The 14,562-nt window shown below is 72.0% G+C and carries 14 protein-coding genes; 10 read left to right on the top strand and 4 right to left on the bottom strand.

The window, feature by feature from the left end; genetic code table 11:
- Positions 1–116: 116 nt before the first annotated feature.
- Positions 117–1,097: an aldo/keto reductase gene (locus V7E46_RS09575; protein ID WP_333768012.1), complete on the bottom strand. Its 981-nt coding sequence runs from the start codon at positions 1,095–1,097 to the stop codon at positions 117–119.
- A gap of 128 nt (positions 1,098–1,225) precedes the next feature.
- On the opposite strand from V7E46_RS09575, the gene V7E46_RS09570 reads away from it, so the two are divergent.
- Positions 1,226–2,275 carry an LLM class F420-dependent oxidoreductase gene (locus V7E46_RS09570; protein ID WP_329180450.1) on the top strand — a complete coding sequence of 350 codons (1,050 nt, stop codon included), beginning with the start codon at positions 1,226–1,228 and terminating at the stop codon, positions 2,273–2,275.
- An 88-nt stretch (positions 2,276–2,363) separates the two neighbouring features.
- Here V7E46_RS09570 and V7E46_RS09565 read toward each other — a convergent pair whose 3' ends face one another.
- Positions 2,364–2,975, bottom strand: a complete 612-nt coding sequence (locus V7E46_RS09565; RefSeq protein WP_329182618.1) for a hypothetical protein — start codon at positions 2,973–2,975, stop codon at positions 2,364–2,366.
- Between the two features lie 223 nt (positions 2,976–3,198).
- On the opposite strand from V7E46_RS09565, the gene V7E46_RS09560 reads away from it, so the two are divergent.
- From V7E46_RS09560 to mshC, 4 genes are all read left to right on the top strand, one after another.
- On the top strand, positions 3,199–3,900 hold the full coding sequence (locus tag V7E46_RS09560) for a histidine phosphatase family protein (RefSeq protein WP_333768011.1): 702 nt from the start codon (positions 3,199–3,201) through the stop codon (positions 3,898–3,900).
- A gap of 132 nt (positions 3,901–4,032) precedes the next feature.
- Complete coding sequence (locus tag V7E46_RS09555; protein ID WP_333768010.1) at positions 4,033–4,623, top strand: DUF3090 domain-containing protein; 591 nt, start codon at positions 4,033–4,035, stop codon at positions 4,621–4,623.
- Entirely contained in the window at positions 4,587–5,405 is an 819-nt protein-coding gene (locus V7E46_RS09550; protein ID WP_333768009.1) for an SCO1664 family protein, read from the top strand. The genes V7E46_RS09555 and V7E46_RS09550 overlap by 37 nt, the downstream gene beginning before the upstream one ends.
- A gap of 97 nt (positions 5,406–5,502) precedes the next feature.
- Positions 5,503–6,732: a cysteine--1-D-myo-inosityl 2-amino-2-deoxy-alpha-D-glucopyranoside ligase gene (gene mshC, locus V7E46_RS09545; protein ID WP_333768008.1), complete on the top strand. Its 1,230-nt coding sequence runs from the start codon at positions 5,503–5,505 to the stop codon at positions 6,730–6,732.
- 156 nt (positions 6,733–6,888) lie between these two features.
- Here mshC and V7E46_RS09540 read toward each other — a convergent pair whose 3' ends face one another.
- Together V7E46_RS09540 and V7E46_RS09535 are read right to left on the bottom strand one after the other, a co-directional pair.
- Entirely contained in the window at positions 6,889–7,209 is a 321-nt protein-coding gene (locus tag V7E46_RS09540; protein ID WP_333768007.1) for a helix-turn-helix transcriptional regulator, read from the bottom strand.
- A 148-nt stretch (positions 7,210–7,357) separates the two neighbouring features.
- The gene (locus tag V7E46_RS09535) at positions 7,358–8,359 is read right to left on the bottom strand and encodes a PAC2 family protein (RefSeq protein WP_333768006.1); all 1,002 of its coding nucleotides are present in this window, start codon (positions 8,357–8,359) and stop codon (positions 7,358–7,360) included.
- Between the two features lie 278 nt (positions 8,360–8,637).
- On the opposite strand from V7E46_RS09535, the gene V7E46_RS09530 reads away from it, so the two are divergent.
- From V7E46_RS09530 to V7E46_RS09510, 5 genes are all read left to right on the top strand, one after another.
- Positions 8,638–9,954 carry an enolase C-terminal domain-like protein gene (locus V7E46_RS09530; protein ID WP_333768005.1) on the top strand — a complete coding sequence of 439 codons (1,317 nt, stop codon included), beginning with the start codon at positions 8,638–8,640 and terminating at the stop codon, positions 9,952–9,954.
- Complete coding sequence (locus V7E46_RS09525; protein WP_333768004.1) at positions 9,951–10,745, top strand: SDR family NAD(P)-dependent oxidoreductase; 795 nt, start codon at positions 9,951–9,953, stop codon at positions 10,743–10,745. Before V7E46_RS09530 ends, V7E46_RS09525 begins: the two co-directional genes overlap by 4 nt.
- A gap of 85 nt (positions 10,746–10,830) precedes the next feature.
- Positions 10,831–11,868 (top strand): sugar ABC transporter substrate-binding protein, encoded by a 1,038-nt coding sequence (locus V7E46_RS09520; protein WP_333768003.1) that lies wholly within the window; start codon positions 10,831–10,833, stop codon positions 11,866–11,868.
- A gap of 6 nt (positions 11,869–11,874) precedes the next feature.
- Positions 11,875–13,515, top strand: a complete 1,641-nt coding sequence (locus tag V7E46_RS09515; RefSeq protein WP_333768002.1) for a sugar ABC transporter ATP-binding protein — start codon at positions 11,875–11,877, stop codon at positions 13,513–13,515.
- Positions 13,508–14,545 (top strand): ABC transporter permease, encoded by a 1,038-nt coding sequence (locus V7E46_RS09510; protein ID WP_333768001.1) that lies wholly within the window; start codon positions 13,508–13,510, stop codon positions 14,543–14,545. The genes V7E46_RS09515 and V7E46_RS09510 overlap by 8 nt, the downstream gene beginning before the upstream one ends.
- Positions 14,546–14,562: the final 17 nt, after the last annotated feature.

Below are 14,562 nucleotides of genomic sequence, written 5' to 3'. Positions count from 1 at the left end.
TTGGCACACTCAGAGTGGTGGGTTGGACCGGTAGATAGGTGTAAAGTTAAGTTTTGGGGCGGGCGGCGGGTCGGCGGGGGGCATTGCGGCCTCCGTGGAGGGAGCGTGACGCGCGTTCAGAGCGTGCTCCAGTCGTGGTCCGGGTAGCGGTGCAGCGGCGCCGACACATCGTCCAGCGCCAGGCAGATCTCTTCCGGAAGCGTAAGCGCCTCCACCGACAGCGCCGCCGCGAGCTGTTGGGCGTTGCGCGCGCCGAGCAGCGGTGCGGCGACGCCGGGCCGGTCGCGTACCCAGGCGAGAGCCACATGCAGGGGGGACACGGCTAGCCCGTCCGCCGCTATGGACAGCGCGTCCACGATCGAGCCGGCCGTGTCGTCCAGGTAGGGCGCGACGAAGGGCGCCATGTCGTCGGAGCCGCCGCGGGACTCCTGCGGTGTGCCGTTGCGGTACTTCCCGGTCAGGACGCCGCGGCCGAGCGGCGAGGAGGGCAGCAGCCCGACGCCGAGGTCGACCGCGGCGGGCAGAACCTCGCGCTCCACACCGCGCTGGAGCAGCGAATACTCCATCTGCGTGCTGGCCAGCGGGGTGCGGCCGGGGCTCGCGAGCTGCCAGGTCGCCGCCTTGGCGAGCTGCCAGCCGCAGAAGTTGGACACCCCGACGTAGCGGGCCCGGCCCGAGCTGACGGCGATGTCCAGCGCCTGCAGCGTCTCCTCCAGCGGCGTGCCCGGGTCGAAGGCGTGCACCTGCCACAGGTCGACGTAGTCCGTGCCGAGCCGCTGAAGCGACGCGTCGAGGGCCGACAGCAGATGCCCGCGCGAGGTGTCGAACCGCCGGTCGGGGTCGGGCACGCTGCCCGCCTTCGTGGCGATCACCAGGTCGGAGCGCGGTACCAGGTCCTCGACCAGCCGCCCGAGCAGGTACTCGGCGCCGCCGTCGGCGTACACGTCCGCCGTGTCGACCAGCGAACCCCCGGCGTTCCAGAAGGTCTTGAGCTGGTCGGCGGCGTCGCGTTCGCCGGTGTTGCGCCCCCAGGTGAGCGTGCCGAGCCCGAGCCGGGATACACGCAACCCGGTACGGCCGAGGTGCCTATGCTCCATGGGCGCTGAGATTACTGCCCGCACCGGCCGAATGGGCGGCAGTGACGTACCCGACAGCCCCCCGTGGCGTCGCCGCACGCTACAGTCCGGGGGACAACGACGTTACCGACCAGTACAAGGGGAGTGCTATGAGGCTCGGGATCAACCTCGGCTACTGGGGTGCCGGTATGGACGCGGACAACCTCGCCGTCGCCCAGGAGGCCGACCGGCTCGGCTATTCCGTCTGCTGGGCCGCCGAGGCCTACGGCTCAGACGCGGCCACCGTGCTGTCCTGGGTGGCCGCCCAGACCGAGCGGATCGACGTCGGCTCCGCCATCTTCCAGATCCCGGCCCGTACCCCGGCGATGACCGCGATGACCGCCGCGACCCTGGACTCGCTGTCCGGCGGGCGCTTCCGGCTGGGCCTCGGCGTGTCCGGGCCGCAGGTCTCCGAGGGCTGGTACGGCGTGAAGTTCGACAAGCCGCTGTCGCGTACCCGCGAATACGTCGAGATCGTCCGCAAGGCGATGTCCCGCGAGCGGCTGACCCACGAGGGCGAGCACTGGACGCTGCCGCTGCCCGGCGGCCCCGGCAAGCCGATCAAGCTCACCGTGCACCCGGAGCGCGAGAAGATCCCGCTGTACATCGCCGCGATCGGCCCGAAGAACCTTGAGCAGACCGGCGAGATCGCCGACGGCGCCCTGCTGATCTTCCCCTCGGCCGCGCACCTGGAGGACACCGCGCTGCGGCACCTGCGCGCGGGCCGCCAGAAGGCCGGCCTGGCGCTGGAGGGCTTCGACGTCTGCCCGACCCTGCCGCTCGCCGTCGGCGACGACATCGGCGCGCTCGCCGACCACTTCCGCCCGTACACCGCGCTCTACGTCGGCGGCATGGGCAGCCGCAAGCAGAACTTCTACAACCAGCTGGCCCAGCGCATGGGCTACGAGAAGCAGGCCGCCGAGATCCAGGACAAGTACCTGGCGGGCGACAAGGGCGGCGCGGCGGCGGCGGTGCCGCAGGAGCTGATCGACTCCACCTGCCTGCTGGGGCCGGTCGCCCGGATCGCCGACCGGATGCGGGCCTACGCGGAGGCCGGCGTCACCACGCTCACCCTCGCCCCGGCCGGCTTCACACTGGAGGAGCGGGTGGGCGGCCTGCGGGCCGGCGTCGAGGCGCTGGAACTGGCCGGCCTGGCGTAGCGCGAGGCCGGCGGAAGGGTCCAGCGGGGAGGGTTCCGCGGCCCAAGCGGACCGGTACGAAGCGGGAGCGGGGCAGGGGAGCGGCGGCTCAGCCGGGAACGAGCCGGCCCAGCAGCCGGCCGAAGGCGATCAGCCGGGCTATCTGGCCCGGTCCTCCGTCGTCCAGCGACTTGCTGAACCGGAAGGCCTCGGGCCGGAATTTGGCCGAGGCCACCGGCAGCGGCGAGTCGGGGTCGGCCGGCACCGCGCTCAGCTCGTGCGGCATCGCGGTGGCCAGCACCAGGTAGACCCCGCGGTCGATCCGCTGCCCCAGCTCGTCGCGCCCGACCAGGGTGCGCATCCCGACGTGCCCGATCGAGTCCAGCGGCAGCACCTGCACCGAGGAGTCGAGCACCGTACCGCCCGGCGCCTTGGCGTCGGCCAGCTCCTCGCTGTGCCACAGGATCAGCCGCCGCCCGTCGCACACCGCGGCCTCCTGCCAGACCGACGCGCCCGCCTCGGTGAGGTCCACCACCCGTTCCAGGGTGAAGCCGCGCACCCGGCGCCTGCCCAGCACTCCCTCGATGGCGTCCAGCGCGACGTCCGCGTGCAGGAAGTACACCTCCGCGGCGTCCTCCAGCCGACCGTACGGAGACCAGTCGGTGCCGGCGGGGCGCGCCCCGCTCGCAGCCGGGCGGCTCCTCGTCGCCTTGCTGAACATCTCCACCCGCTTCGCGATACCGACTTCCGAGGTCCTCCCGACCTCTGCTGAACCTTACCCAGGGGGCGGGAGCGCGGGACCTGTGCCGGGGACAGCGGATCGGAGCAATATCGCGTGGGCGTACGGGAATTCAGCGGCCGTGGTGGGGGCTCGGGGGGATCATCCCCGCCACGGCCGTCACCCAGCACAACGGACCCGGCGCGGAAGGGTTACGGTGGCGGACATGCCCACCGCGATCCTTGTCCGGCACGGCCGGTCCACCGCCAATGCCGAGGGCGTACTGGCCGGCTGGAGTCCGGGCGTCGCCCTGGACGACACCGGCCGGGCGCAGGCGACCGCGCTCGCCGCCCGGCTGGCGGTCCTGCCGCTCGCCGCCGTCGTCAGCAGCCCGCTCCAGCGCTGCCAGGAGACCGTACGCCCGCTGCTCGACACCCGCTCGGGACTGCCGCTGCACACCGAGGACCGGATCGGCGAGTGCCACTACGGCGACTGGACCGGCCGCAAGCTGGCCGAACTGGCCGACGAGCCGCTGTGGACCACCGTCCAGCGGCACCCCTCGGCCGCGGTCTTCCCCGGCGAGGGCGGCGAGTCGCTGCGCGCCATGCAGGCCCGCGCGGTCGAGGCGGTCCGCGACTGGAACGCGCGGATCGAGGCCGAGCACGGCCCCGACGCGCTGTACGTGCTGTGCTCGCACGGCGACATCATCAAGTCGCTGGCCGCCGACGCGCTCGGCATGCACCTGGACCTCTTCCAGCGGATCAGCACCGACCCGTGCTCGGTCACCGTCATCCGCTACACCCCGCACCGGCCGTTCCTGCTGCGCCTCGGCGACACCGGGGACCTCGGCGGCCTCGCCCCGGCGCCCGCTGCGCCCGGGGGCGCGCCGGACGACGCGGTGGTCGGCGGCTCCACCGGCGCCCTGTGATCAGCTTCCGCAGTAGGGTGGTGGCCACACTGTAGGGACGGTGACGGCGACCCCGCACCGCCTACGCGCCGCAGCCACCCGCAGTACGGATACGCGCACCACAGACACGCAGCCGAGCAAACGGAGCAGGACGTGCCCCGCCAGGTCTTCTTCTACGAGCACCCCGACCGTTTCGTGGCCGGGACGGTCGGCCAGCCGGGCCAGCGTACGTTCTTCCTGCAGGCCCGAGCGTCCGGCATGACTACCAGCGTCGCCCTGGAGAAGACCCAGGTGGCCGCGCTGGCCGAGCGGATCGACGAGCTGCTCGACGAGGTCGTGCGGCGCAGCGGCGGCAATGCCGCGGTGCCCGCTGTGGCCCCCACCGAGTTGCAGGACACCGCACCCCTCGATGTGCCCGTCGAGGAGGAGTTCCGGGTCGGCACCATGGCCCTGGCCTGGGACGGTGCCCACGACCGCATGGTCATCGAGGCACAGGCGCTGGTCGAGCTGGCGGGTGAGGACGACGACGACCTGGAGGCGGCCGAGGAGGAGATGCTCCAGGACGACGAGAACGGGCCGCCGCTGCTGAGGGTGCTGCTGACCGGCGCCCAGGCCCGCTCCTTCGCCAAGCGCGCGCTCGACGTGGTCTCGGCCGGCCGCCCGCCGTGCCCGCTGTGCAGCCTCCCCCTGGATCCGGAAGGACACGTATGCCCGCGTCAGAACGGGTACCGGAGGTCGGCCTGAGCGCCGGCACGGCGGCGCTGACCGACGGCGAGCTGACCGTACGCGGCCAGGTGCGCGACGCGTCGAACGCGGTGCTGTACTGCGAGACCGTCCACGAAGGCCGGACCCTGAACTGCGTCTACAAGCCCGTAGCGGGTGAGCGCCCGCTGTGGGACTTCCCCGACGGCACCCTGGCCCAGCGCGAGGTCGCCGCCTATCTGGTCTCCGAGGCCACCGGCTGGGGCCTGGTGCCGCCCACCGTGCTGCGCGACGGGCCGTACGGCGAGGGCATGGTGCAGCTGTGGATAGAGGCCGAGCCGGACGACGGCGCGCTGCTCGCGCTCACCGAGGACACCGAGCCCGCGGCCGGCTGGAAGGCGGTGGTCGAGGCGGAGGTGGCCGACGGGCGCACCGCGCTGCTGGTGCACGCCGACGACCAGCGGCTGCGACGGCTCGCGGTGCTCGACGCGGTCATCAACAACGCCGACCGCAAAGGCGGCCATCTGCTGCCCGCGGCCGGCGGCCGGCTCTACGGCATCGACCACGGGGTGACCTTCCACACCGAGGACAAGCTGCGCACCCTGCTGTGGGGCTGGGCCGGCGAACCGCTGCCCGCCGAGGCCGTCACCGTACTGGCCGGGCTCGGCGCGGCGCTGGACGGCGACCTGGGCGAGCGGCTGAAGGCGCTGATCACCACGGCCGAGACCGACGCGGTCAGAGCCAGGGTCGGCCGGCTGCTGGAGACCGGATTGCATCCGGCGCCGGGCGGGCAGTGGCCTTCTATACCATGGCCGCCGGTGTGACAGGAGCGGTTGCGCCCGGTGTGACCGGCGCGACCTCCCGGGGCAAACGTGCTGCTCCCGGTCGTTTGACATGCGTCCACACGGTTAATCTCATGACATGCATGCCTGGCCCGCTTCCGACGTCCCTGCCCTTCCCGGCACTGGACGCGCACTCCGTCTCCACGACTCCGCGACCGGTGGCCTTGCGGCCGTCGAGCCCGGACCGGTCGCCCGCCTCTACGTCTGCGGGATCACTCCCTACGACGCCACCCACCTGGGGCACGCGGCCACCTACAACGCGTTCGACCTCGTTCAGCGCGTGTGGCTCGACACGAAGCGCCAGGTCCACTACGTGCAGAACGTCACGGACGTCGACGATCCGCTGCTGGAGCGGGCCGAGGCCACCGGCGAGGACTGGGCCGCGCTCGCCGAGCGCGAGACCGCGCTCTTCCGCGAGGACATGACCGCCCTGCGGATGCTGCCGCCCACCCACTACATCGGCGCCGTCGAGGCCATCCCCGGAATCGTGCCGCTGATCGAACGGCTCAGGGACGCGGGCGCGGCCTACGAGCTCGGCGGCGACACCTACTTCTCCATCGAGTCCGACCCGCACTTCGGCGGGGTCTCCCGCCTCGACGCCGCCGCGATGCGGCTGCTGTCCGCCGAGCGCGGCGGCGACCCGGACCGCCCGGGCAAGAAGAACCCGCTCGACCCGATGCTGTGGCTGGCGGCCCGGCCGGGCGAGCCGAGCTGGGACGGCGGCTCGCTGGGCGCCGGACGCCCCGGCTGGCACATCGAGTGCGTCGCCATCGCGCTGGACCACCTCGGCATGGGCTTCGACGTCCAGGGCGGCGGCTCCGACCTGGCCTTCCCGCACCACGAGATGGGCGCCTCGCACGCCCAGGTGCTCACCGGCGAATTCCCGTACGCCAAGGCGTACGTGCACGCCGGGATGGTGGCGCTGCACGGCGAGAAGATGTCGAAGTCCAAGGGCAACCTGGTCTTCGTCTCCGCGCTGCGCCACGAGGGCGTGGCCCCGGCGGCGATCCGGCTGGCGCTGCTCGCCCACCACTACCGGTCCGACTGGGAGTGGACCGACGCGGTACTGGACGAGGCGGTGGCCCGGCTGGAGCGCTGGCGGGCCGCGGTGTCCCGGCCGGACGGACCGCCGGCCGAGGCGCTGGTCGAGGAGATCCGCGCCGCCCTGGCCGACGACCTTGACGCGCCGAGCGCCCTGGCCGCGGTGGACCGCTGGGCGGCGGCGCAGCAGGCCGACGGCGGCGCCGACACCGGGGCGCCCGGCCTGGTCTCGCGCGCGGTGGACGCGCTGCTCGGCGTGGCGCTGTGAGGGCCGCCCGCGCCTGACGCCGGTCCGCGTCCCGTCGCGGGCCCGCGTGACGGCACGCGGGAGGGCGGTCACCGCGGCGCAGCCGCTGCGGTGACCGCCCTCCCGTCCCCGACCGCCCGGGAACCCCCGGCCCCGGGGTCCCGGCTCGTCACCGGCTCAGTGCTGGAGGCCGGTCAGGTCACCGGCGTACCCGGGGCCGTCCTGGGCGGCCAGCAGATTGAGTTCCGCCACTTTCAGACCGAGTGCGAAGCGGCCGGATACGCCGAGGCTGTCCATCATGTGGCAGATACGCCGCTGAATCGTCCGGTGTCCTCGGGACAGTCTTCTTCCGATCGTCGCGTCGGAAAGACCGTCCCGCATTAAGACCAGAATGCTGACATCCACGTCATCCATATGTTCGAGTATTTCCATGGTCCCCCCCAGGGAACGGGATGAAAAGGGCGAACGTGTGGTCGGTCCGGGGTTTTCCGCGTTCACCCGACGATTATGGCAGGCCCCGCAGTAGCGGTGTTGTCACGGAGTGTTCTGGGACTTGACGATCCGTGCACACTCAGCAGGGCGCCCCGGCCCGCCCCGGTGCGGGGGCGGGCGTCCGCGCCCGGTGCGGGCGGGCCGCGCCGCCCGGTCAGTCGCTGTCGCCGTCGTCCTGTCCGTCCGGCTCGGCGCGCTCGCCGCCGCTTTCCCCGCCGTCCGCGGAATCCTTTTCCTCCGGCCGCGGCTGCTGCCTGCCGAGGTCACGGAATTGCGGTACGCCGTCGCCGCCCTCGCTCGCGTAATCGCCCGGCTGCGGATCACGGCGCCGCAGATAGCGCTCGAATTCCCTGGCGATGGCCTCGCCCGACGCCTCCGGCAATTCCGCGGTGTCCCGCGCCTCCTCCAGCGTCTGCACGTATTCGGCGACTTCGCTGTCCTCGGCGGCCAGCTGGTCGACGCCGACCTGCCACGCCCTGGCGTCCTCGGGCAGCTCGCCCTGCGGGATGCGCAGGTCGAGCAGGTCCTCAAGGCGGTTGAGCAGCGCCAGGGTGGCCTTGGGGTTGGGCGGCTGGGAGACGTAGTGCGGCACCGCGGCCCACAGGCTGACCGCGGGGATGCCGGCGTGGGTGCACGCCTCCTGGAGGATGCCGACGATGCCGGTGGGTCCCTCGTACCGGGACTCCTCCAGATTGAGCGCGGTGGCCAGGTCCGGGTCGGAGGTGACGCCGGTGACCGGGACCGGGCGGGTGTGCGGGGTGTCGCCGAGCAGCGCGCCGAGCACCACCACCATCTCGACGCCCAGTTCGTGCGCGAACCCCAGGATCTCGTTGCAGAACGACCGCCAGCGCATGCTGGGCTCGATGCCGCGGACCAACACCACGTCGCGGGGCTTGGGCGTCTGGATCCTGACCACCGACAGCCGGGTGGTCGGCCAGGTGATCTTCCGTACGCCGTCCTCCATCCAGACCGTGGGCCGGTTGACCTGGAAGTCGTAGTAGTCCTCGGCGTCCAGCGCGGCGAAGACCTCGCCCTTGAACTCCCGGTCCATGTGCCCGACCGCGGTGGAGGCTGCGTCCCCGGCGTCGTTCCAGCCCTCGAACGCGGCGACCATGACCGGATCGATCAGCTCGGGCACCCCCTCCAGCTCGATCACCCGGCGCCTCCTTCCGGCCGGCGGGAGCGGTTCCGTCCCCTTTCCGGCTGCTGCTGTGCTCTTCTTTCGTGCGCCACCAGCCTACGTGCCCCGACCGTCACGGACGGCGGCGCGGTCGCTCTCGGTGGCGGCGAAGTCCACACAGAGCGGCAAAGCGGACGCCAAGACATCCGATCTGTTATCAACAACTTCCGGCTTCCCCCTGGACGGGCACCAGTGCGCGCCGCTATACATCGGATCATCAAGAAAAGATCCGATGTCTCGCGACGGGAGTGTGCATGAGTCCGACCATTACCGAGGTCGACGCGTACGACATCCGCTTTCCGACCTCGGAGCAGCTCGACGGCTCGGACGCCATGAACCCCGACCCCGACTACTCCGCCGCCTATGTCGTGCTCCGTACCGATTCCCCCGGCGGTCTCGCGGGGTACGGTCTGTGCTTCACGATCGGCCGCGGAAACGACGTCGTCGCCGCGGCGATCAGCACCCTGCGACCCTATGTGGTCGGCCGCTCGGTGGACAGTGTCACCGGCGACCTCGGCGCCTTCTACCGGCTGCTCACCCACGACTCGCAACTCCGCTGGCTCGGCCCGGAGAAGGGTGTGATGCACATGGCGGCCGGGGCGGTGATCAACGCCGCCTGGGACCTGGCCGCCCGGGAGGCCGGTCGGCCGGTCTGGGACCTGCTGGCGTCCATGAGCCCGGACCAGATCGTCGACCTGGTCGACTTCCGCTACCTCAGCGACGCCCTGACCCGCGACGAGGCGCTGGACATCCTGCGCCGCGCCGAGCCGGGCCGCGCCGACCGTGCCGCGGCGCTGCGCAGGGACGGCTACCCCGCCTACACCACGGAACCCGGCTGGCTCGGCTACTCCGACGAGAAGCTGACCCGGCTGGCCAAGGAGGCGGTCGCCGCCGGCTTCACCCAGATCAAGCTCAAGGTCGGCGCCGACCTCCAGGACGACCTGCGCCGGATGCGGCTGGCCCGCGCCGCGGTCGGCCCCGACATCCGGATCGCGGTGGACGCCAACCAGCGCTGGGACGTCGCCGAGGCCGTCAGCTGGATGCGGGCGCTCGCACCGCACGACCCGTACTGGATCGAGGAGCCCACCAGCCCCGACGACGTGCTCGCGCACGCGGCGGTCCGCGCCGGGCAGCCGGTCAGGGTCGCCACCGGCGAGCACGTCGCCAACCGGGTGGTCTTCAAGCAGCTGCTCCAGGCCGGCGCGGTGGACTTCGTCCAGATCGACGCCGCCCGGGTCGCCGGGGTCAACGAGAACATCGCGATCCTGCTGCTGGCCGCCAAGTTCGGCGTCCCGGTCTGCCCGCACGCCGGCGGCGTGGGCCTGTGCGAACTGGTCCAGCACCTGGCGATGTTCGACTACGTCGCGGTCTCCGGCCGTCTCGACGACCGGGTGATCGAGTACGTTCCCCACCTCCACGAGCACTTCACCGACCCCGCCGTGGTGGAGAACGGGCGTTACCGGGCTCCCTCGGCGCCCGGCTTCTCCGCCCGTATGGTGCCGGGAACGCTGGCCGACTACCGCTACCCCGACGGACCGGTGTGGCAGGCGCGACAGGAGCTGACCCGATGACCAGTACGACCCCCACCGCAGTCACCCAGGACTTCGCCGGCCTCACCGCCCTGGTCACCGGCGGCGCCTCCGGGATCGGCGCCGCCACCGCGGCCCTGCTGACCGCCCGCGGCGCCCGGGTCGCCGTCCTGGACCGCGACCCGGCGGGCGCCCCCGACGGCACCTACCCGGTCGCCGCCGACGTCACCTCCGACCGGCAGGTGCGCGACGCGGTAGGCGAGGCCGTACGCGAACTCGGCGGGCTGCACATCCTGGTGGGCAACGCCGGGACCGGCGCCATCGGCACCGTGGAGGACAACGCCGACGAGGAGTGGTCCACCGTGCTGGACGTCAACGTCCTCGGCTTGGTCCGTGCCGCCCGCGCCGCCCTGCCCCACCTGCGCGCGTCGGCCGCCGACCGGCCCGGCAGCGCCTCCATCACCCACACCTGCTCCATCGCCGCCACAGCGGGGCTGCCACAGCGTGCCCTGTACAGCGCGAGCAAGGGCGCGGTCCTCTCGCTGACCCTCGCGATGGCCGCCGACCACGTACGCGAGGGCGTACGGGTCAACTGCGTCAATCCCGGGACCGCCGACACCCCGTGGATCGGCCGGCTGCTCGACCAGGCCGAGGACCCGGCCGCCGAGCGCGCGGCACTCGACGCCCGCCAGCCGCTGGGCCGGCTGGTGTCCGCCGACGAGGTCGCCGCGGCCATCGTCTACCTGGCGAGCCCGGCGGCGGCGAGCGTCACCGGCACCGCCCTGGCCGTGGACGGCGGAATGCAGGGCCTGCGCCTGCGTCCCGCCAACTGAGCACCCCGCGGCACCCCTCGGCATCAGCACCGCACCACCCCGCACCACTCAGAGCCGACACACTCTCGAAGGGCAGAACTCGACGATGAGACTGCGTAAGACGACCGTTGCCGCCATCGCGGCCCTCCTCGCGGTCACCGCGCTCGCGGGCTGCAACAGAGGCAGCGACGACAAGGCCGGCACCTCCGGCAAGGTGGGGATCGACCTGCCGCGCTCCGACAGCGACTTCTGGAACTCCTACAACGGCTACATCGAGAAGGGCGTCAAGGCCGGCGAGGTCTCCGCGCTGCCCCGCACCAACTCGCAGAACGACATCGGCAAGCTGGTCGCCAATGTGCAGACCTTCACCGACCAGGGCGCCAAGGCGATCGTGATGGCCCCGCAGGACACCGGCGCCGTCGCCTCCACCCTGGACAAGCTGGCCGGCAAGAAGATCCCGGTGATCAGCGTCGACACCCGCCCCGACAAGGGCAAGGTCTACATGGTGGTGCGCGCCGACAACAAGGCTTACGGCACCAACGCCTGCGACTACCTGGGCAAGCAGCTCGGCGGCAAGGGCAAGGTCGTGGAATTCGAGGGCGCCCTCGACTCGATCAACGGCCGGGACCGCTCGGAGGCGTTCGCCTCCTGCATGAAGACCAAGTTCCCCGCCGTCAAGGTGATCGCGCTGGCCACCGACTGGAAGGGTGACGTGGCGTCCGCGAAGCTGCAGACCACGCTCGCCTCCGACCCGGACGTCAACGGCATCTACATGCAGGCCGGCGGCGTCTTCCTGCAGCCGACGCTGGCCCTGCTGGAGCAGAAGCACCTGCTCAAGCCGCCGGGCACCCCCGGCCACATCACCATCATCTCCAACGACGGCATCCCGGACGAGTTCAAGGCGATCAAGGCGGGCCAGATCGACGCCACGATCTCCCAGCCGGCCGACCTCTACGCCAAGTACGCCCTGTACTACGCCAAGGCCGCGCTCGCCGGACAGACCTTCAAGCCCGGTCCCACCGACCACAACTCCACCATCGTCACCATCTCCAACGGCCTGGAGGACCAGCTGCCCGCGCCGCTGGTGACGAAGGACAACGTGGACGACCCCAGCCTGTGGGCCAACCAGCTCGGAAAGAGCTGAGCGCACATGAGCAACGGTCAGGCCTCAACCCCTCCTCCCGCGGTTCACGCCGAGGGCGTCGTCAAGCGCTTCGGACCCACCGTCGCGCTGGACCAGGTGGGCATCACCGTGGCGGTCGGCGACTCGCACGCGCTGGTCGGCCGCAACGGTGCGGGCAAGTCCACCCTGGTGTCGGTACTGACCGGGCTGCACGCACCCGACGCGGGCCGGGTCGCCTTCCTCGGCGAACCCGCGCCCGCTCCGGGTGACACCGCCGCCTGGCAGGCCAGGGTCGCCTGCGTCTACCAGAAGTCCATGGTCGTACCCGACCTGACGGTCGCCGAGAACCTGTACCTCAACAGGTTCCAGCGCGGCCGGATCCGCTGGTCCAGGCTGCGGGCCGACGCCAGCGAGCTGCTCGCCGAGTACGGCGTCGACGTCGACCCCGCCACCCGGGCCGCCGATCTCACGGTGGAGCAGGGCCAGTTCGTGGAGATCGCGCGAGCGCTCTCCTTCGGCGCCCGGTTCATCATCCTGGACGAGCCCACCGCGCAGCTCGACGCGGCAGGCATCGAGCGGCTGTTCACCAAGCTGCGCGAACTCCAGCAGCAGGGCGTCGCGTTCCTGTTCATCTCGCACCACCTGCAAGAGGTCTACGACCTGTGCAGCACCGTCACGGTCTACCGCGACGCCCGCCACATCCTGACCGCGCCCGTCGCGGACCTGGACAAGGCGGACCTCGTGGCGGCCATGACGGGCGAGGCGGCGCAGAACGCGACGGCCTGGCACGCCAAGTCCGCCGCCGCGGGGCGGATGCCCGCGGCGGAGAAGTCCGCCGGGCAGGAACCGGGCGCGCAGGAGTCCGCCGGGCAGGAGCCCGACGGCCGGCCGCGGTCCGGTGCGTCCGCGGACGACGCGGTGCTGCGGGCCGAGGCGCTGGCCCTGGACGGCGTCTTCCAGCCGATCGACTTCGCGGTACGCGCCGGCGAGGTGCTCGGCCTGGCCGGCGCCACCGCCAGTGGCAACACCGCGCTCGGCGAGACCCTGGTCGGCCTGCGCAAGGCCACCGCGGGCCGGGCGACGGTCGACGGCCGGGGCGTACGCCCGGGCAGCGTGCCGCACGCGCTGAACGCCGGGATCGGCTACGTCCCCGAGGACCGGCACCGGCAGGGCCTGGTGCTGGGCCGCAGCGTGGCGGAGAACGCCACCCTCACGGTGACCGACCAGCTCGGCCCGTACGGCACCGTCCTGCCGTCGCGGACCCGTACGTTCGCCCAGCGGATGATCGACTCGCTGGACATCAAGACCTCAGGACCCGCCCAGCCGGTCTCCGACCTGTCGGGCGGCAACCAGCAGAAGGTCGTCATCGCGCGGGCGCTGGCCCGCGACCCGCGGGTGCTGGTGGCCATCCGGCCGACCGCGGGCGTCGACGTGAAGTCCAAGGACGCGCTGCTCGGCGTGGTCCGCGGGGTCGCCGACCGGGGCGACGCGGCCGTCATCGTCTCCGACGAACTCGACGACCTGCGGGTCTGCGACCGGGTGATCGCGCTCTTCCACGGACGGGTGATCGCCGAGTTCGGCAGCGGATGGACCGACCGGGACCTGGTCTCGGCGATGGAAGGGCTGCCCGCGGGCGCGGGCGGCGACAAGGGAGCCGAGGATGAGTGAGACCACCCAGTTGACCGCCGACCTGGCCGTACCGGACAAACCCCGCCCGGCGCCGCCGCGCTTCCAGCTCAGCCGCTACCGCGACCTGTCGCTGATCCCGGTGATCCTGGTGCTGGGCGTCATCGGCTTCATCGTGTCGCCGGTGTTCCTGACATCCGACAACCTGATCGGCGTGCTCCAGCAGAGCAGCGAGCTGAGCCTGCTGGTGCTCGCCGAGGCGCTGATCCTGATATGCGGCCGGATGGACCTCTCCCTGGAGTCCACCATCGGCGTCGCGCCGGTCATCGCGATGTGGCTGGTGCTGCCCAGCAGCGGCCCCGCGACCTTCCACGGCATCGGGCTCTTCCCCACCTGGTCCTCGATCCCGGTGTGCCTGGCCGTCGGCCTGGTCATCGGCGCGGTCAACGGCTTCCTGATCCTCAAGCTGCGGGTCAACGGCTTCATCGCCACCCTGGGCATGCTGACCATGCTGCGCGGCCTCCAGGACGGCGTCGCGCAGGGGAAGTCCATCGTGGCGGTGCCGTCGTCCTTCTCCTACCTGGGCAAGGCGTCCTGGTTCGGGGCGCCCGCCGCGGTGTGGATCTGCCTGCTGCTGTTCGCCATCGGCGGCCTGGCCCTGGGCTACCTGCGGCACGGCCGCGCGCTGTACGCGATCGGCGGCAACACCGAGGCGGCCAGGGCGGCCGGCATCCGGGTGGACCGGATCACCTGGATCGTGCTGGCGCTCGGCGGACTGATCGCCGCCTTCGCCGGTGTGCTCTACGCCGGGCACTACGGCGCCATCTCCGCCACCCAGGGCGACGGCTGGATCTTCCAGGTCTTCGCCGCCACGGTCATCGGAGGTGTCAGCCTCAACGGCGGCCGAGGCACGCTCTTCGGCGCGCTCACCGGTGTGGTCAGCCTGCAGCTGGTCGTGAACGTCACGACCCTTGGCGGCGTGCCGCCGCTGTGGGACAAGTTCCTCTACGGTGCCATCATCATCGTCGCCCTGATCATCTCCCGCTTCGCGAGCGGCGAGAAGCAGGACTGACCAGAGCCGCCTTCCGT

This window comes from Streptomyces sp. IBSBF 2435, assembly GCF_036815005.1.
In the GTDB taxonomy this organism is placed as follows: Bacteria; Actinomycetota; Actinomycetes; order Streptomycetales; family Streptomycetaceae; genus Actinacidiphila.
The sequence above is the reverse complement of the archived record's forward strand: the minus strand, read 5'-3'. Positions and strand labels throughout refer to the sequence as shown.